General features: G+C 67.9%; 17 protein-coding genes and 1 tRNA gene. 5 read left to right on the top strand and 13 right to left on the bottom strand.

Annotated elements, in window-relative coordinates; genetic code table 11:
- Window positions 1-42: 42 nt before the first annotated feature.
- The 5 genes from tgt to ACWF9G_RS18600 form a co-directional block, all read right to left on the bottom strand.
- Entirely contained in the window at window positions 43-1,296 is a 1,254-nt protein-coding gene (tgt, locus tag ACWF9G_RS18620; RefSeq protein WP_452516634.1) for a tRNA guanosine(34) transglycosylase Tgt, read from the bottom strand.
- Between the two features lie 48 nt (window positions 1,297-1,344).
- Entirely contained in the window at window positions 1,345-3,252 is a 1,908-nt protein-coding gene (locus tag ACWF9G_RS18615; protein ID WP_452516632.1) for an ABC transporter ATP-binding protein, read from the bottom strand.
- Entirely contained in the window at window positions 3,249-4,982 is a 1,734-nt protein-coding gene (locus tag ACWF9G_RS18610) for an ABC transporter ATP-binding protein (protein WP_452516630.1), read from the bottom strand. The genes ACWF9G_RS18615 and ACWF9G_RS18610 overlap by 4 nt, the downstream gene beginning before the upstream one ends.
- An 84-nt stretch (window positions 4,983-5,066) precedes the next feature.
- Complete coding sequence (locus ACWF9G_RS18605) at window positions 5,067-5,543, bottom strand: RrF2 family transcriptional regulator (protein ID WP_189032238.1); 477 nt, start codon at window positions 5,541-5,543, stop codon at window positions 5,067-5,069.
- A 9-nt stretch (window positions 5,544-5,552) separates the two neighbouring features.
- Window positions 5,553-6,146, bottom strand: coding sequence for a TetR/AcrR family transcriptional regulator (locus ACWF9G_RS18600; protein WP_452516629.1), 594 nt, complete (start codon window positions 6,144-6,146; stop codon window positions 5,553-5,555).
- A gap of 202 nt (window positions 6,147-6,348) precedes the next feature.
- On the opposite strand from ACWF9G_RS18600, the gene ACWF9G_RS18595 reads away from it, so the two are divergent.
- Both ACWF9G_RS18595 and ACWF9G_RS18590 read left to right on the top strand, forming a co-directional pair.
- Window positions 6,349-8,643, top strand: coding sequence for an MMPL family transporter (locus ACWF9G_RS18595; protein ID WP_379307444.1), 2,295 nt, complete (start codon window positions 6,349-6,351; stop codon window positions 8,641-8,643).
- 180 nt (window positions 8,644-8,823) lie between these two features.
- Window positions 8,824-11,112, top strand: a complete 2,289-nt coding sequence (locus ACWF9G_RS18590) for an MMPL family transporter (RefSeq protein WP_452516627.1) — start codon at window positions 8,824-8,826, stop codon at window positions 11,110-11,112.
- A 5-nt stretch (window positions 11,113-11,117) separates the two neighbouring features.
- Here the strand turns inward: ACWF9G_RS18590 and ACWF9G_RS18585 are convergent, their stop codons facing one another.
- The 4 genes from ACWF9G_RS18585 to ACWF9G_RS18570 form a co-directional block, all read right to left on the bottom strand.
- Window positions 11,118-11,309 carry a hypothetical protein gene (locus ACWF9G_RS18585; RefSeq protein ID WP_019044478.1) on the bottom strand — a complete coding sequence of 64 codons (192 nt, stop codon included), beginning with the start codon at window positions 11,307-11,309 and terminating at the stop codon, window positions 11,118-11,120.
- A 152-nt stretch (window positions 11,310-11,461) separates the two neighbouring features.
- A tRNA-Ser gene (locus tag ACWF9G_RS18580) sits at window positions 11,462-11,552 on the bottom strand.
- Between the two features lie 46 nt (window positions 11,553-11,598).
- Window positions 11,599-12,033: a nucleoside deaminase gene (locus tag ACWF9G_RS18575; protein WP_379307529.1), complete on the bottom strand. Its 435-nt coding sequence runs from the start codon at window positions 12,031-12,033 to the stop codon at window positions 11,599-11,601.
- Window positions 12,034-12,065: 32 nt separating this feature from the next.
- Window positions 12,066-12,605 carry a tRNA adenosine deaminase-associated protein gene (locus tag ACWF9G_RS18570; RefSeq protein ID WP_378854241.1) on the bottom strand — a complete coding sequence of 180 codons (540 nt, stop codon included), beginning with the start codon at window positions 12,603-12,605 and terminating at the stop codon, window positions 12,066-12,068.
- Window positions 12,606-12,663: 58 nt separating this feature from the next.
- Between ACWF9G_RS18570 and ACWF9G_RS18565 the strand changes: the two genes are divergently transcribed.
- Window positions 12,664-13,611 (top strand): prephenate dehydrogenase, encoded by a 948-nt coding sequence (locus ACWF9G_RS18565; RefSeq protein WP_379307439.1) that lies wholly within the window; start codon window positions 12,664-12,666, stop codon window positions 13,609-13,611.
- A 13-nt stretch (window positions 13,612-13,624) separates the two neighbouring features.
- Here the strand turns inward: ACWF9G_RS18565 and ACWF9G_RS18560 are convergent, their stop codons facing one another.
- Genes ACWF9G_RS18560 through ACWF9G_RS18550 form a run of 3 tightly spaced genes read right to left on the bottom strand, consistent with a single transcriptional unit; the run spans window position 13,625 to window position 17,977 of the window.
- Window positions 13,625-14,242 carry a putative glycolipid-binding domain-containing protein gene (locus tag ACWF9G_RS18560; protein ID WP_379307437.1) on the bottom strand — a complete coding sequence of 206 codons (618 nt, stop codon included), beginning with the start codon at window positions 14,240-14,242 and terminating at the stop codon, window positions 13,625-13,627.
- A 49-nt stretch (window positions 14,243-14,291) separates the two neighbouring features.
- The gene (locus ACWF9G_RS18555; protein ID WP_452516625.1) at window positions 14,292-16,148 is read right to left on the bottom strand and encodes an ABC transporter ATP-binding protein; all 1,857 of its coding nucleotides are present in this window, start codon (window positions 16,146-16,148) and stop codon (window positions 14,292-14,294) included.
- On the bottom strand, window positions 16,145-17,977 hold the full coding sequence (locus ACWF9G_RS18550; protein WP_452516624.1) for an ABC transporter ATP-binding protein: 1,833 nt from the start codon (window positions 17,975-17,977) through the stop codon (window positions 16,145-16,147). The genes ACWF9G_RS18555 and ACWF9G_RS18550 overlap by 4 nt, the downstream gene beginning before the upstream one ends.
- A gap of 196 nt (window positions 17,978-18,173) precedes the next feature.
- Here ACWF9G_RS18550 and ACWF9G_RS18545 point away from each other — a divergent pair, with 196 nt between their 5' ends.
- Together ACWF9G_RS18545 and ACWF9G_RS18540 are read left to right on the top strand one after the other, a co-directional pair.
- Entirely contained in the window at window positions 18,174-19,307 is a 1,134-nt protein-coding gene (locus tag ACWF9G_RS18545) for a DNA cytosine methyltransferase (RefSeq protein WP_379307527.1), read from the top strand.
- Window positions 19,304-19,786 (top strand): very short patch repair endonuclease, encoded by a 483-nt coding sequence (locus ACWF9G_RS18540; RefSeq protein WP_452516622.1) that lies wholly within the window; start codon window positions 19,304-19,306, stop codon window positions 19,784-19,786. The genes ACWF9G_RS18545 and ACWF9G_RS18540 overlap by 4 nt, the downstream gene beginning before the upstream one ends.
- 6 nt (window positions 19,787-19,792) lie before the next feature.
- On the opposite strand, the gene ACWF9G_RS18535 is transcribed toward ACWF9G_RS18540, so the two are convergent.
- On the bottom strand, window positions 19,793-19,921 hold the full coding sequence (locus tag ACWF9G_RS18535) for a hypothetical protein (protein WP_378847460.1): 129 nt from the start codon (window positions 19,919-19,921) through the stop codon (window positions 19,793-19,795).
- Between the last annotated feature and the right edge of the window lie 68 nt (window positions 19,922-19,989).

Genomic DNA, 19,989 nt, shown 5'->3' with positions numbered 1-19,989 from the left:
CAGTGGGCGGCGGGCCGGATTCCGGTCCGCCGCTTCGCGTATCTAGGCGCCCGGGGCCTTGACCCGGCCCTTCCACTGACCAAGGAACTCGGCCTTGAATTCGTCGAAGTAGCCGCCATCGATGCTCTCGCGGATCCGGTCGACCAGCCGCACGGTGAACCGCTCGTTGTGGATCGTGCAGAGGGTGGCCGAGAGCATCTCCTTGGCCTTGAACAGGTGATGCAGGTACGCGCGGGTGTAGTGCGCGCAGGTGTAGCAGTCGCAGTTCTCGTCGATGGGGGTGAAATCGCGGCGGAAGCGGCTGGTGTTGATGTTGAACCGGCCCTCGTCGACGTAGATCGCCGCATTGCGCGCCACCCGGGACGGGTTGACGCAGTCGAAGGTGTCGGCGCCGTTCTCGATGGCGACGAACATGTCCTCGGGTTCGCTGATGCCGAGCATGTGGCGCGGCTTGTGCTCGGGCAGTTCGTCACAGCACCAGCCGACGATGGCGCCGAGGTTGTGCTTCTCCAGCGCGCCGCCGATGCCGTAGCCGTCGAATTCCGTTCCGCCGGAACCGCGGATCTCCTCGAGCTCGCGACAAGCCTTGCGCCGCAGGTCCTCGTACTGCGCGCCCTGGATCACCGCGAACAGCGCCTGGTAGGGCCGGTGGCCGCGGTCACCGGTGAGCTTCTCGTGTTCATCGATGCAGCGCTGCGCCCATTCGTGCGTGCGCTGGAGCGATTTCTCCTGGTAGCCACGGGTATTCAGCAGCGTGGTCAGCTCGTCGAAGGCGAACATGATGTCGGCGCCGAGCTGATGCTGGATGCCCATCGACACCTCGGGCGTGAAGCGATGCTTCGAACCGTCCAGGTGCGAGCGGAAGGTGACGCCGTCGTCGTCGACGGTGGCGAGGCGTTCCTTGCCCTCGGCGATCACCTCGTCGGAGCGGATGTCGACGGCCTCCATGGCCAGGACCTTCTTGAATCCGACGCCGAGCGACATCACCTGGAAGCCGCCGCTGTCGGTGAAGGTCGGGCCGGGCCAGTTCATGAACTTGCCGAGGCCACCGGCTTCGTCGACGATGTCGGCGCCCGGCTGCAGGTACAGGTGGTAGGCGTTGGCCAGCAGCGCCTGGGCGCCGAGGTCCTTCATCGTCTCCGGTAGCACCGCCTTCACCGACGCCTTGGTGCCGACCGGGATGAAGGCGGGCGTGGCGATCTCGCCGTGCGGGGTACCGATGACGCCGGTACGGCCGTGCCGCCCGCCGTCGAGACGGGTGCCTACGGTGAAGGAGAACTCGCTGGGATCGGCCACCCGCCCATCGTGCCAGGGCTGCCCGGCGTGACACCGGACACCCTGTTCCTACAGCTCCGCCGCCGCGAACTGCACGTTGTAGAGGCGGAAGTACGCGCCCCGTTCCTCGAGCAGCCGCTCGTGCGTGCCGTGTTCGACGATGCGGCCCTTCTCCATCACCACGATCAGGTCGGCGTCGCGGATGGTGGAGAGGCGGTGGGCGATCACGAAGCTGGTGCGGTCGCGACGCAGGGCCGCGGTCGCGTGCTGGACCAGCAGTTCGGTGCGGGTGTCGACCGAGCTGGTGGCCTCGTCCAGGATCAGGATCGACGGCTTGGCCAGGAACGCGCGGGCGATGGTGATCAGCTGCTTCTCCCCCGCGCTGACTCCGCCGCCCTCCTCGTCGATCACCGTGTCGTAGCCGTGCGGCAGCGAGTGCACGAACCGGTCGACGTAGGCGGCGCGGGCCGCGGCGAGGATGTCGTGTTCGGAGGCGTTGGGATTGCCGTAGGCGATGTTCTCCCTGATCGTGCCCTTGAACAGCCAGGTGTCCTGCAGCACCATGCCGATCCGGGACCGGAGGTGGTCGCGGGTGATGGTGGTGACGTCGACGTCGTCGATCGCGATGGTGCCCGCGTCGAGTTCGTAGAAGCGCATCAGCAGGTTGACCAGGGTGGTCTTGCCCGCCCCGGTCGGGCCGACGATGGCGACCACGTGCCCTGGATCGGCGACCAGCGACAGCCGCTCGATGACCGGCACCTCGGGCTCGTAGCCGAACGACACCGCCTCGAACTCGACCCGGCCGCGATCGACCGGACGCGGGTTCTCCACCAGCGGGTCGGGGCTCTGCTCCTCGGCGTCGAGGATCTCGAAGATCCGCTCGGCCGAGGCGACGCCGGACTGCAGCAGGTTGGCCATCGCGCCGATCTGGGTGAGCGGCTGGCTGAACTGGCGCGAGTACTGGATGAAGGCCTGCACCTCGCCGAGCGACAGGTTGCCCGTCGCCACCCGCAGGCCGCCGACCAGCGCGATGAACACGAAGTTCACGTTCCCGAGGAACATGATGGCCGGCATGATCAGGCCGGAGATGAACTGCGCCTTGAAGCTCGCGTCGTAGAGCTTCTGGTTGCGCTCGTCGAACTCCTTGCCGACCTCGCGGCCGCGGCCGAACGCGGTGATGATCTCGTGGCCGGTGTAGGCCTCCTCGACCGAGGCGTTCACCGCGCCGGTGTATTTCCACTGGTCGACGAAGTGCGGCTTGGATCGCTTGGCGATCTGCGCGGTGACCACGATCGCGGCGGGCACGGTGAGCAAGGCGATCAGCGCGAGCAGCGGCGAGATCCAGAACATCATGATCAGGATGCCGATCACGGTGAACAGCGAGACCAGCAGCTGGCTCATCGTCTGCTGCAGGCTCTGCGAGACATTGTCGACGTCGTTGGTGACGCGGCTGAGCACGTCACCGCGCGGCGAGGTGTCGAAGTAGCGCAGCGGCAGGCGGTGCAGTTTGTTCTCCACCTCGTCGCGCAGCCGCTTCACCGTCCGGTTGATGACGATGTTGAGCAGGTAGCCCTGTAGCCAGCCGAACACCGAGGCCGCCACGTACAGCGCGAGCACGATCATCAGCACCCGGGCGACGGCGTCGAAATCGATGCCGGTACCGGGGATGACGTCCATCGCCGAGAGCATGTCGGCCCGGGTGTTCTCGCCCCGGTCGCGCAGCATCTCGATGGTCTGTTCCTTGGTGAACCGCGGATCGAGTTGCTTGCCGACGAAGCCGTCGAAGACCAGATTGGTTGCCTTGCCGAGCAGGTAGGGGCCCAGCGTGTTGAGCACCACCGAGGTGATCACCAGGCCGATGATCGTGCCGACGGCGCCGCGTTCCGGCGCGAGCCTGCGCAGCAGGCGCTTCAGCGACGGGCCGAACGATTTGGCCTTCGTGCCCGGGGCGCCGGGTACGGGTCCGCCTGGCCTCATCGAGCCTCCTCCACACTCAGCTGGGACTCGACGATCTCGCGGTACTCGGGGCACCGCTGCATCAGGTGTTCATGGGTGCCGATGCCTGCCATCGCGCCGTCCTCGAGGACGACGATCTGGTCGGCGTCGCGAATGGTCGCGATCCGCTGGGCGACGATGATCACCGACGCGTCGGCGGTCTCGGGCTTCAGCGCGGCGCGCAGCCTGGCGTCGGTGGCGACGTCGAGCGCGGAGAAGGAATCGTCGAACAGGTAGACGCGCGGCTTGCGCACCAGCGCGCGGGCGATGCACAGGCGCTGTCGCTGGCCACCGGAGACCGTGGTGCCGCCCTGGGCGACCGGCGTCTCGAGCCCCTGCGGCATCTCGCGTACGAAATCGGCCGCCTGGGCGACCTCGAGCGCGTGCCAGAGTTCGTCGTCGGTGGCGCCGGGATGGCCGTAGCGCAGGTTGCTCGCGATGGTGCCGGAGAACAGGTACGCCTTCTGCGGCACCAATCCGATCCCGCCGCGCAGGCTTTCGAGGTCGAGGTGGCGAACATCGGTGCCACCGACGTAGACCGCGCCGTCGGTGACGTCGATCAGTCGCGGGATCAGGTTGATCAGGGTGGTCTTGCCCGAGCCGGTGGAACCGACGATCGCGGTGGTGGTGCCGGGAGCAACCTGGAAGCGGATGCCGCGCAGCACCGGCTTCTCCGCGCCGGGGAAGGCGAATTCGGCGAACTGCAGGTCGACCGTGGCCGGGTCACCGGCGAAGGGCTGCGGCAGCCGCGGCGGGCGGACCGAGGACTCGGTCTCGAGCACCGCGCCGATCCGGTCGGCCGAGACGGCGGCGCGCGGCGCCATCATGGCCAGGAACGAGGCCATCATGACGGCCATCAGGATCTGCATGATGTAGGACAGCAGCGCAGTGAGCGAGCCGATCTGCATGGTGCCGTTGTCGACATGGTGGCCGCCGAACCAGATCACCGCGACGGCGGTGAGGTTGCTGATCAGCATGACCGTCGGGAACATCAGCGCCATCAGCTTGCCCACGCGCAACGAGGCGTCGGTGAGCGCGGTGTTGGCCATCCCGAAGCGCCAGATCTCCTGCCGTTCCCGCACGAACGCCCGCACCACGCGGATACCGGTGATCTGCTCGCGCAGCACCCGGTTCACATCGTCGATGCGCGCCTGCATCTGCCGGAAGCCGGGCACCATCCGCGCCACGATCGTGCCCATCGCCAGCGCCAGCGCGGGGACCGCGATGAGCAGCAGCCAGGACAGCCCGAGGTCTTCGCGCAGCGCCATGACGATGCCGCCGATGCACATGATCGGAGCCATCACCAGAATCGTCACCGACATGACGATGAGCAGCTGCACCTGCTGGATGTCGTTGGTCGAGCGGGTGATCAGCGACGGCGCGCCGAACATGCCGACCTCCCTGGCCGAGAACGTCTCGACCCGGTGCAGCACGCCACCGCGCATGTCCCTGCCCGCGCCCATGGCCGCCTGCGCACCGAAGTACACCGACGCCGAGGACGCCACGATCTGCACACAGCTGACCGCGAGCATCCACAGGCCGGTGGTCCAGATGTAGCCGATATCACCCTGGGTGACACCGTTGTCGATCAGGTCGGCATTGAGGCTTGGCAGGTAGAGCATCGCGATGACCGAGATCAGCTGGAGGGCGATAACCCCCGCCAGCTGGGCGCGGTACGGGGCCAGATAGGTCCGCAGCAGGGTGATCAACATGATGATCGCAGGCTACCGCGTGCGGGTAATCGGTGACGCGATGTTTTCACAGGGCTGTGGATAAGTTCCCGGCCTGTGGACAACTCACGGCGCGGCGGGTGTCCGCGGCTCGCGACGCGCCCACGCGCCCGGATCCGCGACGAGTTCACCGATGAAACCGGGCAGTCGGTCGGCCGCGATATCGGCGATCGAGACGTTCTCCAGCACGGCCCTGATATTGACCCGCAGCGCGATCCACACCTGCTGCAACGGTTCGGCGGCGCCGGGATAGCGCACGTCCTCGGGACGCTGTCCGCGCACCGAGGCCAGCGGCGACTCCACGGCCCGGATGACATCGGCCACCGAGATCTCCGGCGCGGGCCTGGCGAGGCGATAGCCACCGTCGGGTCCGCGCCTGCTCAACACGAGCTCGGCACGGCGCAGCTCGGACAGGACGGTCTCGAGCACCTTCGGTGGGATCTGCGCTGCGGCGGCGATGGCCTCGGCCTTGACGACTCCGTCGGCCGCGGCGAGCTCGAGCAACGTTCGCACCGCGTAATCGACCCTGGCGGTGATATGCACGTCTCGAACTTACGCGGTCCCGCACGCGGTCAGTACGCAGGTCGCCGCGTCGAGCAGGGTCTTCTCCACCACGGTGTCGGTAACGCCTGGCGCCAGTTCGGTCGACAGCAGTGCCACGCCGAGCACCTCTATCGCGGCGGCGGCGCGCAGCAGGGACTCCGTCGTCGGGTCGGGACCGGCCAGCCACAACCGCAGTTCCCTGGTGGGTTCCATCAGGTCGGGGTAGCGATCGGCGATCGCGTTGACGATCGCGGCGGTGTCGCGCACGCAGAGCGCGCCGGCGTCGCGGTGCCGGATCATCCCGCGCAGGTAGGTGCGCAGGACCGCGCGGATGCCCTCGTCGTTGTAGGGGACGGCGTCGATGTCTTCGACGATGTCGCGCATGTGGTCGATGATCGGGTCGATGATCGCGATGAGCAGATCGAGCTTGGACGGGTAGTGGTAGTAGAGCGACGCCTTTGTGATTCCCACCATATCGGCAACCTCGCGCAGGCTCGCCTGCTCGAATCCCTTGGCCGCGAACAGCTGTACCGCGGCGTCGCGGATCGCCTCTTTGGTGCTTCTACCTGCGGTAACGGTATCGGCGACTTCTCGGGCAGCCATCAGCCAATCCTCCCATGATTCGGTGCGACCTCTGCGGCACCCCCAAAATTGAGGTTGCCCCTCCGCTTACCGTATCGGTATTCTACCTACCGCACGGTAGGCAGAAAACGACGATGTGGAGGCGGGTCCACAGGGGACGACCCGCGAGTGCTGTCTACGAGCCTGATCCCACCCGAGTTCTTCGCGCTAGGAGCACACCCTCGTGTCCGTATACCTGTACAGATGGGGAAAGTTCGCTTTCCGCCGCAAGTGGATCGTGTTGCCGGTCTGGCTACTGCTGTTCGTCCTGCTCGGCGGCCTGGGCGCGACGCTCAGCAAGCCGATGACCAACGACTTCAGCATGCCCTCGCTGCCCTCGGCGCGTGCCAACGAGATCCTCGACAAGCACTTCCCCGGCATGTCCGAACAGTTCAAGTTCGACGCCGTCTCCGGCACCTACGTGATCGGCGCGCCGGAGGGTCAGCAGCTGACCGACCCGGCCAACCGCGCCGCGATCGACGCCTTCATCACCAAGCTCGGTGAGCTGCCGATCGTCGATCACGAGAAGCCGCTCATGAGCCCGATCGAGCTGACCGACAAGATGGGCTGCCTGAGCAACCCCGACCCGTCGCAGTGCTCGGGCGCGCCGCTCAACGTGCTCAGCTCGACCGCGCCGAACACCGTCGCGGTGCTGAACGTGCCGTTCACCATCAAGGCCGTCACCGATGTGACCGACGCCGAGCGTGACGCCGCCTACGACGTCGCCGCCGAGGCCCGCAACGCGGGCCTGACCGTCGAGCTCAGCGGTTCCGTCGCGATGAAGCAGGAGCAGCCGAGCGGCAAGTCCGAGCTGATCGGCATGGGTGTCGCGCTGATCGTGATGGTGGTCGCCTTCGGCGCCCTCGTCGCCGCGGTCGTTCCGATCGTGACCGCCATCGTCGGCCTCGGCGCCGCGACCTCGCTGATCATGCTCGGTACCTCGGTGATGGAGGTCCCCAGCTTCACCACCTTCCTCGCCTCGATGATCGGTATCGCGCTCTCGATCGACTACGCGCTGTTCATCGTCTCGCGCTACAAGCACGAACTGGCCGTGCGTGATTCGGCCGAGGAAGCCGCCGGTACCGCGCTCGGCACCGCCGGTTCGGCCGTCGTGTTCGCCGGTCTGACCGTCATCATCGCGCTCGGCGCGCTCGGCATCGTCGGCGTGCAGTTCCTGACCTTCATGGGTCTCGGTGGCGCCATCGCCGCCGGTTTCGCGGTGCTCACCGCGATCACCCTGATGCCCGCGCTGATGGGCGCCTTCGGCAAGTCGCTGTTCAAGCCGAAGCTGCCGCTGGTCGCCCAGCACGACCCCGAGGACGAGCGCTCGGTCACCAACGGCCAGCGTTTCGCCCGCCTGATCGGCAAGGCACCGTGGGTCGCGCTGATCCTGTCGGTGGTCGTGCTCGGCGCGCTCGCCGCCCCGGCGGCCGGCCTGAACCTCGGTCTGCCCGGCGAGGACTCGATGCCGAAGACCTCCACCGTCCGCAAGGCCTACGAGCTGCGCACCGACGGCTTCGGCGAGGGCAGCAACGGCGTGCTGATGGTCGTCACCGACCTGAGCGCGGTGCCCGAGGACCAGCGGGAAGCCGCGGTCGGCGCGCTGCGCGACCGGCTCGCCTCCTACGAGGGCATGGACTACGTCACCGAGCCGCAGTGGAGCGAGAACAAGCAGGGCGCCATGCTCAACGGCGTGCCGAAGTCGGGCCCGAACAACCAGGCGACCAAGGACCTGGTCGCCGAGGCGCGCGGCGCCGAAGGCGAGCTCAAGGCCCAGTACGGCATGGAGTACGGCATCACCGGCACCACCGCCATCTACGCCGATGTCGACCACGTGCTGCTCAGCAAGATCGTGCCGTACCTGGCGATCGTGGCGGGCGCGGCGTTCGTCCTGCTGATCCTGGTGTTCCGCTCGATCCTGGTTCCGCTCACCGCGGCCCTCGGGTTCCTGCTCTCCATGGGCGCCACCTTCGGTGCGACCGTGCTGATCTTCCAGCAGGGCAAGCTCGGCCTGATCGAGGATCCGCAGCCGCTGGTCAGCTTCCTGCCGATCATGTTGATCGGCTTGGTGTTCGGCCTGGCGATGGACTACCAGGTGTTCCTGGTGACCCGCATGCGCGAGGAATTCGTGCACGGTAAGTCGCCCAAGGACGCGATGGTCTCCGGCTACCACCACGGCGCCCGCGTCGTGACCTCGGCGGCGATCATCATGATCTCGGTGTTCGGCTCGTTCATCCTGGAAACCGATGTCACCGCGAAGTCCTTCGGTTTCGCGCTGGCCGCCGGTGTGGCGATCGACGCCTTCATCGTCCGCATGGTCGTCGTGCCCGCGCTGCTGGTCATCATGGGCAAGTGGTCGTGGTGGATTCCGAAGTGGCTCGACCGCATCCTGCCCGATATCGACGTCGAGGGTTCCAAGCTCGAGCAGCTGCGTAACCAGGGCGCCGAGACGGTGAAGCACCCGGTTCCGGTCGCCTGACCTGTCTCCACCACACGACCCCGCAATCCACTCCAGAATTGCGGGGTCGTCGTGCTTTTCGCCCCACCACGGCTGGCAGGTTGCTTGATATCGCGATGACCTGGCACCAGACTCGGACTAGTTCGACCCGGCTGTATCTCCCGATCCGCGCTCCGCACCGATCACCACGAGGAGAAAACCGTGTCCGTCTATCTGTACCGGTGGGGCAAGCTGGCCTTTCGCCGCAAATGGATCGTGCTACCCGTCTGGTTACTGTTCTTCCTCGTGCTCGGCGGTCTCGGCGCCCAGCTGCAGAAACCGATGACCGACGACTTCAGCATGCCCAACCTGCCGTCGGAGCGGGCCACCGAGATCCTGGACAAACACTTCCCCGGCATGTCCGAGGCCTTCGCCTTCGACGCCGTGACCGGCACCTATGTCATCGGCGCACCGGCCGGGCAGAAGCTCACCGATCCGGCCAACCGGCAGGCGCTGGACACGATGATCGCCCAGCTCGAACAGCTCGACATCGTCGATCACAGCAAGCCGATCCCGAATCCGGTCGCGCTGACCGAGGAGATGGGCTGCCTCGGCGCCGAGCGCGATCCGTCGATCTGTAGCGGCGCACCGCTGAACGTGCTGAACAAGACCGAACCCGACACCGTCGCGTACGTGAGCGTCCCGTTCACCATCAAAGAATTCGCCGACATCACCGCCGCCGACCGCGAGGCCGCCTACAACGCCGGCGACACCGCCCGCGCCGCCGGGCTGACGGTCGAGATCAGCGGCACGATCGCGATGGAACAGGAGATGCCGAGCGGCAAGTCGGAGATGATCGGTATGGCGGTGGCCCTGGTGGTCATGGTCGTGGCGTTCGGCGCGATCGTCGCCGCGTTCGTACCGATCATCACCGCGATCGTCGGCCTCGGCGCGGCCACCTCGCTGATCTTCCTGTCCACCTCGGTGCTGTCGATCCCCAGTTTCACCACGTTCCTGGCCTCGATGATCGGCATCGCGCTCTCGATCGACTACGCGCTGTTCATCGTGTCCAGGTACAAACACGAACTGGCGGTGCAGGATTCGCCCGAGGAAGCCGCCGGTAGCGCGCTGGGTACGGCAGGCTCGGCGGTCGTGTTCGCCGGGTTGACCGTCATCATCGCGCTGGTCGGCCTGAGCATCGTCGGCGTGCGGTTCCTGACCTTCATGGGTCTGGGCGGCGCGGTCGCGGCGGCCTTCGCGGTGCTCACGGCGATCACACTGATGCCAGCCCTGCTCGGGGCTTTCGGCAAGCACCTGTTCACACCGAAGCTGCCGGTGATCGCCCAGCACGATCCGGAAGACGACACCATCGTCACCAACGGCACCCGCGTCGCCCGGATGATCGCCAAGTGGCCCGCGGTGACGATGGTCCTGGCGATCGTCGCTCTCGGCCTGCTGGCCGCACCCGCGATCAACCTGAATCTCGGCCTGCCCGGCGAGGACAGCCTGCCCAAGTCGACCACCGTCCGTAAGGCCTACGATCTGCGCACCGAGGGCTTCGGCGAGGGCAGCAACGGCGTCCTGCAGATCGCGGTCGATCTCAGCGACACCCCCGCCGACCAGCGCCAGGCCGCCCTCCTCGCGTTGCGCGAGAAGCTCCAGTCCTACCCCGATATGGAGCTGGTCACCGAACCGCAGCTCAGCCAGGACGGAGCGGGCGCGCTGATCAACGGCATTCCGAAGGCGGGCCCCAACGCGCAGTCGACCAAGGATCTGGTGCAGTCGGCCCGTGACGCCGAACCGGCGCTGCACGACCAGTACAAGATGTCGTACGGCATCACCGGCACCACGGCCATCTACGCCGACATCGACCACGTGCTGCTCAGCAAGATCGTCCCCTACATGGCGATCGTGGCGGGCGCGGCGTTCATCCTGCTGATCCTGGTGTTCCGCTCGATCCTGGTCCCGCTCACGGCCGCGCTCGGCTTCCTGCTGTCGATGGCGGCCACCTTCGGCGCGACCGTGCTGATCTTCCAGGAGGGCGAGCTCGGCCTCATCCAGGACCCGCATCCGCTGGTCAGCTTCCTGCCGATCATGTTGATCGGCTTGGTCTTCGGCCTGGCCATGGACTACCAGGTATTCCTGGTGACCCGCATGCGCGAGGAATACGTGCACGGCGCCGACCCCACCGACGCCGTGATCAACGGCTATCACCACGGCGCGCGCGTGGTCACCTCGGCGGCGATCATCATGATCTCGGTGTTCGGCTCGTTCCTGCTCGAGTCCGACGTCACCGCCAAATCCATGGGCTTCGCGCTCGCTGCCGGTGTCGCCCTCGACGCGTTCGTCGTCCGCATGGTGCTCATCCCCGCGCTGCTGGTGCTGCTCGGCAAATGGGCATGGTGGCTGCCGAAGTGGCTGGACAAGATCGTCCCCGACATCGACGTCGAGGGCGCTCGCCTGCGCGAACTACAGCAGCAGGAGAAGACCCCGGTACCCGCGGCTATGTGACCGGGCTACTGGCTCGGTTGGGGCACCTCGCACTCGCTGACCCGTGGGTTCAGGCCGACATAGTTGGCCGGACCCGCGGCGGCGGTGACCGCGATCGTGGCCCAGTCGGAGCATTCCTTGGGTAGGTGCGCGAAGTAATGTCGCTGGCCCGCAGCGAGCAGCCCGACGGCTACCCAGCCGAGAACGACGAGAACCATAAGCTTCCCCCCGAGCCCCATTCCGGACTTCGCGGGTGGCGGCTGTCGCCCGCGCATAAGACATCGTTCCTTCCCGGATTTCGGTACTACCAGTGTATTACGTCCGGTTAAAAAAAGAGCCCCTCACCTGGCATATCAGGTGAGGGGCTCTGTGGCGGTGGCGGAGGGATTTGAACCCTCGGACGGGGGTTACCCGTCACACGCTTTCGAGGCGTGCTCCTTAGGCCGCTCGGACACGCCACCGCCGACTACGATACCGGAGGGGGTGCCTGATCGTTAAATCGGCTGGTCAGCGCTGGGTTCGGAAGAAATCGTCGAGGAGGGCGGCACACTCGGGTTCGAGGATGCCGCCGCGGACCTGCGGCCGGTGATTGAGCCTGCGATCGCGCACGACGTCCCAGAGCGAGCCGACGGCGCCGGTCTTGGGTTCCCAGGCGCCGAAGACGACCTTGCCGACCCTGGCCAGCACGAGCGCGCCCGCGCACATGGTGCACGGCTCCAGGGTGACGGCCAGCGTCGCGCCTTCGAGTCGCCAGCCGTCACCGTGGACGGCCGCGGCGGCGCGCAACGCGAGGATCTCGGCGTGCGCGGTGGGATCGCCGAGGGCTTCCCTGGCGTTCGTCGCACGCGCGAGTTCACGGCCGTCGGCATCGAAGACGACGGCGCCGACCGGCACATCGCGCGGGTCGGCGCCCGCGGCGGCCGCGATCGCGGCGCGCACCATGTCTTCGTCGGACACAGCTTCGTCGGACACCGTCACCGAGGCAGTTTGTCCAGGACCGCCGCGAATTCGGTGGCGAAGCCGAGCCGCTGGGCGATCATGCCGAGCTGCTCGTCGGGGTAGAGGTCGGTCTCGGCGAGGATCACGGCGAGCACCGGTTCCGGCAGGCCGAGGTCGGCCAGGACGCCGAGGTCGCCCTCTTCCCACGGTTCGATGTCGTCGAGTTCGTCGGGGTCGATGTCGGGGATCTCGACGTTGAGCGCGTCGAGGACATCGGCGGCGATGTCGTAGTCGATCGCGGCGGTCGCGTCCGAGACGAGCAGGCGGGTGCCGCTCGGCGCGGGCCGCAACACGATGAAGAACTCGTCATCGACGTCTAGCAGCCCGAATACCGCGCCCGAGCTGCGCAATGCCTTCAATTCGGTCTCGGCGGCCGACAGATCCACGAGAGCGTCCTGGCTCAGTGGACTGCATCGCCACGTGCCTTCTTCGCGGACCACCGCCATGGCGAACCCTTCGACGTCGAAGTCGTCATCCGACGTCGCCCTGTTCGAGCCCGAGCGCTGTGCTGCCATGGACCAAACGGTAGTCTGTCCCGCCCGTAATGATGAACTCGTGTGCCAATCTGTTCCGATGACCCTCGTCCAGCGTGCCCCTGTCTGCGTCCTCGGAACCGGCTTGATCGGCGGCTCGCTGCTGCGCGCCGCGGTCGCGGCGGGGTACGAGGCGTTCGGTTACAACCGGTCGGATTCGGGTGTGGAGGCGGCGCGACGCGACGGATTCGACGTCTCCGGCGAGCTGTCCGCGGTGCTGCGCCGGGCCGCGGGCACCGACGCGCTGCTGGTGCTCGCGGTACCGATGCCCGCGGTCGACAACATCCTCACCGAGATCGCGGCCATCGCGCCGCGGTGCCCGCTGACCGATGTGGTGAGCATCAAGGGCCCGGTCGCCGACGCGGTGCGCAAGCACGGCGTCGAGGCGAACTACGTCGGCGGGCATCCGATGGCGGGGACGGCCGAATCGGGCTGGGCGGCAACCGATCCAGAGCTGTTCCGCGGCGCGGTGTGGGCGGTCGGTGTCGACGAGGGCACCCAGGTCGAGCCGTGGACGCGGGTGGTGCGGCTGGCGCTGGACTGCGGTTCGGTCGTGGTTCCGGTGGTCGCCGACGAGCACGATCAGGCGGTCGCGCGGATCTCGCATCTGCCGCATGTGCTGGCCGAAGCGCTGGCGGCGGCGGGCGCGGCCGGTGGCGCGCTGTCGCTCGGCCTGGCCGCGGGATCCTTCCGCGACGGCACGCGGGTGGCGGGGACCGCGCCCGATCTGGTGCGCGCCATCTGTGAACCGAACGCCGCCGCTCTCGGGCAGGTGCTCGACGAGACGATCGCGGCGCTGATCACCGCGCGGGACACCCTGCGGACGGACGGCAGCCTCGGCGATGTTGTCGAGGCGGGTTACCGCGGTCGCACCGCCTACGACGAGCACACGCGCTGGGAGATCACCGGCATCGTTCCCGGTGTTGGCGACTGGCTCGGCGAACTGCACCGGGCCGGTCAGCGCGGTGGGGTGCTCCGCGCATTGTGAATCTCGTTCGATGTCAGGCCCGTTCGGCGAGTCCCGGGTAGTCGAGCACGAAACCTTCCGGATCGACGGTCAGGGTGGCGCTCGAGACCGGGGACAGCACGTTGATGCCGTCGGAGGCGCTCGAGTAGGTGAGTTCGGCCTCCTGCACCAGCAGATCCGGCAGGCGCACGTAGACGACCGGGACCTGGAAGTCGCCGACCGCGTTCTGCAGGCCGAACCGGCGAATCGGAAGCGTGTTGAAGAACGGGCTCAGCACCACGTCCACATCGAGCGCGCCGGCGAACGTGGAGCGCACATGGCTGCCGCCCGCGTCGACGAGCCAGTAGTTCTCCTCGTCGCGGGAGATCGAGGCGTGCCGTTCACCCGCGGCCGTGGTGGTGCGCAACGACAACCGCCTGGTCGCGCCCGCCTCGTCGGTGACCAGGTCGTAGGACGCGCTGAACGCCGGGTGCTCGTCGCAGGCACTGCCGATCATGCGGCCCGCTGCCCTGATCCGATTGCCGTTGAGCGTCACCCGGACCGATTCCATCCGGGTGTTGTCGTGGGCGCGCCAGGTGAGTACCGCCGGCCACCGGGAGGCCGGTCTGATCTCGGTGGGGCCGTCGGCTTGGCCCGGGGCTGGGGTCGTCACCTCTCTACGGTAAGCGACACCAGCCCCGTGGCTGTACAACACGGTGGCATCAGACCAGCGAATCCCGCCAGGCGGCGTGCAGACCCGCGAAGCGGCCCTGTCCGGCGATCAACTCGGCGGGCGAACCGTCCTCCACGATCCGGCCCGCGTCGAGCACCAGCACCCGATCGGCAATGGCGACAGTCGAGAGCCGGTGCGCGATGATCACCGCGGTGCGCTCGCGCAACAGCGTCTCCAGCGCGTGCTGGACCAGCCGCTCGCCGGGGATGTCGAGACTCGACGTCGCCTCGTCGAGCACGATCACCGCGGGGTCGGCCAGGAACACCCTGGCGAACGCGACCAGCTGACGCTGGCCCGCCGAGAGCCTGCCGCCGCGGGTGCGGACATCGGTCGCGTACCCGTCGGGCAGCGACATGACGAACGCGTCGAGCCCGACCGCCCGCGCCGCCGCCGCGACCTCGGCATCGGTCGCGTCCGGCCTGCCGAGCCGGATGTTGTCGGCGATGGTGCCGGAGAACAGGTAGGCCTCCTGGGTGACCATCACGACGTGCCTGCGCAACTCGGCGTCGGTCAGCCTGCGCAGGTCGACACCGTCGAGGGTGATCGTGCCGCCGCTCGGGTCGTAGAACCGGGTGAGCAGCTTGGCCAGCGTCGACTTGCCCGCGCCGGTGGCGCCGACCAGCGCCACCACCTGCCCGGCCGGGATGACCAGGTCGAACTCGGGCAGCACCGGGGAATCGGCGTGGTAGCCGAACCAGACCTCGTCCATCTGCACCAGGCCCGTCGCCCGCTCGAGGGCGATCGGGTCGCCGGGTTCGGCGACCGCGGGCTCTTCTTCGAGCATGCCCGAGATCTTCTCCAGCGCGGCCGCGGCGGACTGGTAGGAGTTGAACACCTGCGCGAGTTCGTCGAGGGGGCCGTAGAACTGGTCGAGGTAGAGCAGGTAGGCGGCGAGCACGCCGATCGCGAGGTTGCCCTCCATCACCTGCCACGCGCCGACCAGCAGCACGATCACCGTGGTCACCTTGCCGATGAAGTTCGACAGGCCGACATAGTCGCCCATGCCGCGGATCGCGGTAGTGGTCGCCTTCTGGTACTCGCTGTCCTCGACGCCGAGAACCTCTTGGTTGCGGTCTTCCCGGCGGAACGCCTGCACCGCGCGCATGCCGCTCATCGACTCGACGAACTGCACGACGACGCGCGCGATCGCGCCGCGCGTGCGCCGGTAGCCCGCCCGCTGGCGCCGCTGTGCCCATCGGGTCACCAGCACCAGCGGCACGAATCCGAGCAGCACGATCGAGGCCAGCGTCGGATCCAGCCAGACCAGCAGCACCGCGATGGTGACGACCGACAGAATCGCGCTGAAGGCCTGGTTGAGCGCGCCTTCGAGCAGTTCCTGCAGGGTTTCGATATCGCTGGTGAGCCGGGTGACGACCTTGCCCGAGGTGTACTTCTCGTGGAACGACACGCTCAGCCGCTGCGTGTGCCGGAACGCGCGCACCCGCAGGTCGAACAGCACCCGCTGACTCAGCGAACCGGACGCACGCAGGAAGAAGTACGTGGTCAGGCCCGCCAGCACGGTGACGGCGACGAACCCGGCGACGGCCGCAACCAGCGGCGTCCAATTGCCCTGCCGCCCTTGGCTGATGCCGTGGTCGACGCCGTAGGCGATGAACAGCGGCATCGACACCTTGGCCGCGTTGTCGAGCAGGATCAGCGCGAAGGTGAGCACCGCCTGCTTGCGGTAGGGCCGCACCAGGTCGAGCAGCAGCCGCCGGGATCTCCCGGCCAGCACCAGGTTGCCGGTGCCGGTGACGGTGTCGTCCTCCTTGGCGATGCCGCGCCAGTCCGACGCCCGATCGGTCTGATCGGGCGCGGTGGCGTCGATGTCGGTGTCGGTGGTCATGATTCACCTCCCATCAGTTCGCGGTAGCGGCTGTTGGTGCGCAGCAATTTCTCGTGGGTGCCCTCGGCGACGATGCGCCCGTCGGCGAGCAACGCCACGCGATCGGCCAGCGCCGCCGTCGACGGCCGGTGCGCGACCAACAACGTGGTGGCGCCGGAGAGCACCGTGCGCAGCCGATCCTGCACGCGCTCTTCGGTTTCCACGTCCAGCGCCGAGAGCGGATCGTCGAGGACCATGATCCGGCCGTGCTCGGCGGCGGCCTCGCCGGTGAGCACCGCCCTGGCCAGGGCGAGCCGCTGCCGCTGCCCACCGGACAGGCTCATGCCCTGCTCGCCGATCCTGGTGTCGAGACCCCAGGGCAGCGCGTCGACGAACTCGCTCGCCTGGGCGATGTCGAGCGCTTGGCGCACATCGGCGTCGGTGGCGCGTGGATCGCCCAGTGCCACGTTCTCGCGCACGCTGGCCGAGAACAGCACCGGCTCCTCGAACGCCACCGTCACCACCCGGCGCAGGTCGGCCAGGCGCAGGGTGGCGATGTCGATGCCGTCGATGGTGATGCTGCCGTCGTCCACGTCGTAGAGCCGGGGAATCAGTTCCAGCAGCGCGGTCTTGCCGCTGCCGGTCGCACCGACCAGCGCGACCGTCTCGCCCGGCCGGATCCGCAGCGAGATGTCTTCCAGCACCGCCTTTTCCGACCGCTCCTCGCCGGTCGGGTAAGCGAACCGAACATGGTCGATCACCAGTTCACCGCGCACACTCGCGGGCAGGATCACCGGATGCGGCGGGTCGGTGATGTCGAGCGGGGTGTCCATGATCTCCCAGAACCGGTCGGCGGCGGTGCGCGCCTCGAACAGTTCCGAGAGCAGGAAGCCCGTCCAGATGATCGGCCACTGCAGGAATGTCGCCAGCGTGATGCTCGCGACCAGCGTGCCGATCGTCATCGACCCCTGCACCACCGAGTAGCCGCCGACGCCGAGCGACGCCGCGATCGAGACCGTCGGCAGAGTCACCAGCGCAGCCCACAGCGTGGCGTCCAGTCGCACCTTCTCCAGCTCGGTCTTCTGCAGTTCGCGCGACAGCGCGGTGAAGCGCGAGCCGAAGAAGCCGCCGCGTCCGAGCGCCTTGAGCACACGCACGCCCTGCGCCGACTCCTGGGCGATGGTTGCCAGGTCGCCGGACTGATCCTGCGAACGCCGCGAGGCCACCTCGAACCGGTTCACGAAGCGCACGCACATCAGCATCAGCGGCAGCGAGAGCACCGTGAAGATCAGTCCCACTTGCCAGTTCATGGCGAACAGGGCGATCAGGCCGGTGGGCAGAACGATGCAGTGGACGATGAGGAACGGTCCGGTGAACGCGACGAACCGCCGCAGCTCGGCCAGATCGTCGATCGCGCGCGAGAGCAGCTGACCCGACTGCCAACCGTCGTGCCGACCGATCGAGAGCGCCTGGAGCCGGCCGAAAAGTTTGGCCCGCATCCGGATTTCGAACAGTGTCGACGGCTTGGACACCAGCCATCGCCGACCCCACATGCCGAAGGAGTCCAGCGCGCCGAGAAAGAAGATCAGCGCTACCGGCGCCAGCAGACCCGCGAAGTCCCGCCGCGCGATCGGCCCGTCGATCACCCGGGCGATGACCAGCGGGATCGCGATGGCGGTACAGACCATGAGGACGGCGAGCACATTCGCCGCGATCAGCGGCACCCGGTAGGGCCGGACGTAGGGCAGAAACCGCCGCAGCGATCGCAATCTCCCGCTCGGCAACGGCGAAGGCCGCCCCGATCTGTCGGCCTCCGATTCGGTGGCCGACAGCTCCAAAGTGACAGACAAGACTCCCCCTTGGTGTCCGGTGGATGGTTTGTTTCCGGAACGGACGCCCGATGATGTTCGCACCGGGGTCCGCCAAGTCGGCCCGTCAAGAGTCCCACCGGACCACCACCGGGAGCCACTGATTTTCCTCGATACAATGCGCGGCAGGCGCGAGCAACGGGGCGCTCCAACCAGTACAGGAGGGTCGTTGACGCGGATGGTCGGGCTGTTCGCCGGGATCGGCGGGCTCGAACTCGGCCTCGGCAGGAACGGCTGGTCGACCGAGTTGCTGTGCGAGATCGACCCCGGTGCGCAGGGTGTCCTCGCGGCCCACTTCCCGGAGACTCCGCTGCACGGCGACATCACCCGTCTGCGTTCCCTGCCCGCGGGCACCGAGCTGGTCGCCGCCGGTTTCCCCTGCCAGGACCTCTCCCAGGCCGGGCGGACCGCCGGCATCACCGGACGTCGTTCCGGCCTGGTCGACGAGGTGTTCCGGCTGGTCCGCCGCCGGCGTGGGCCGCGATGGTTGCTGATCGAGAACGTCCCGTTCATGCTGCAGCTCGGTCGCGGCGCGGCGATGCGGCACATCACGGGCGCGCTGGAGGAACTCGGTTATACGTGGGCCTATCGCGTAGTCGACGGCCGGGCGTTCGGGTTACCGCAGCGGCGGCAGCGGGTGCTGATGCTGGCCTCGCGCACCGAGGATCCGCGCGAGGTGCTCTTCGGCGACGACGCGGGCCCGCGCGAGTACGGCGACGCGGACCGCGATCCGTGCGGCTTCTATTGGACCGAGGGTGTGCGTGGTCTCGGCTGGGCGGTGAACGCGGTGCCGACGCTGAAGGGCGGATCGGGTCTCGGCATCGCCAGTCCGCCCGCGGTCCGGCTGCCCGCCGGCGAGATCGTCACGCCGGGCATCGTCGACGGTGAGCGTCTGCAGGGCTTCGAGGCCGAGTGGACCGCACCCGCGCTCGATGTGCCCGGTGTCCGGCAGGGGCACCGGTGGAAGCTGGTCGGCAATGCGGTCAGCGTGCGGATGGCGAACTGGGTCGGCGAGCGGTTGGCCGCGCCGTCCACGCCGTTGACGGTGGGGGAACCGCTGCGACCAGGATCACCCTGGCCGACCGCGGCCTGGGGGCGCGCCGGTGTGGTGCATCGGGTGCCGTTGTCGACCTGGCCGGTGCACGAGCCGTACGAGGATCTGAAGAACTTCCTCACCGAGCCGCGTCTGCTCTCGCCGCGCGCCACCGCGGGGTTCCTGCGCCGCACCGAGATGGGCAATCTGCGTTTCCCGCCCGGCTTCCTCGACGACGTGCGTGACCATCTCGACCGCATGGGCGGTTGGGCGGCATGAACGCGCGGCGGGTTTCGGACGGGGATCGGTCGCCGTCGGTTTCCAAACCCGTCACCGATGCGGCGACCAGTGCGCGCATGTCTCGCCAGAAGCGCGCCAATACCAACCCTGAGCTGGCATTACGCCGCGAACTCCATCGCGCGGGCCTGCGCTATTTCGTCGACCGCGCACCCATCAAAGGTCTGCGGCGACGCGCCGACGTGGTCTTCCCCCGGCTGCACATCGCCGTCTATGTGGACGGCTGCTTCTGGCATCGGTGCCCGGAACACGCGACCGATCCGAAGAACAATGCCCAGTGGTGGGCGGAGAAACTGGCAGGCAATGTCGCACGGGACCGGGCCACCGATGCCGCGCTCATCGAGGCGGGCTGGCAGGTCGTGCGGGTGTGGGAACACGAGGATCCCCAGGTGGCGGCCGAACATATCCGTGCGCTGGTGCGCGAGCGCGCACCCGGTCGGGAACAGGGCCCGACCGGCTGACGTGGGTCAGCGACGACCCGGGTTGCTCCGCACTCGGACGCGCACCAGCGACCGTGGCGCGTTGGCCGCGGTGTAGCCGGAGACCGCCATCGCCAGGAACATGGCGAAACCGGCCAGTGCGATCACGTAGCTCATCGAAGACCTCCCGATTGGTGACGCCACCACCCTGCCCTGCGAACCTGACAACAACCTGTGCGCGCTGA

It is taken from the genome of Nocardia sp. NPDC055029, assembly GCF_053608525.1.
This window is presented reverse-complemented; position numbering and strand designations above follow the sequence as displayed.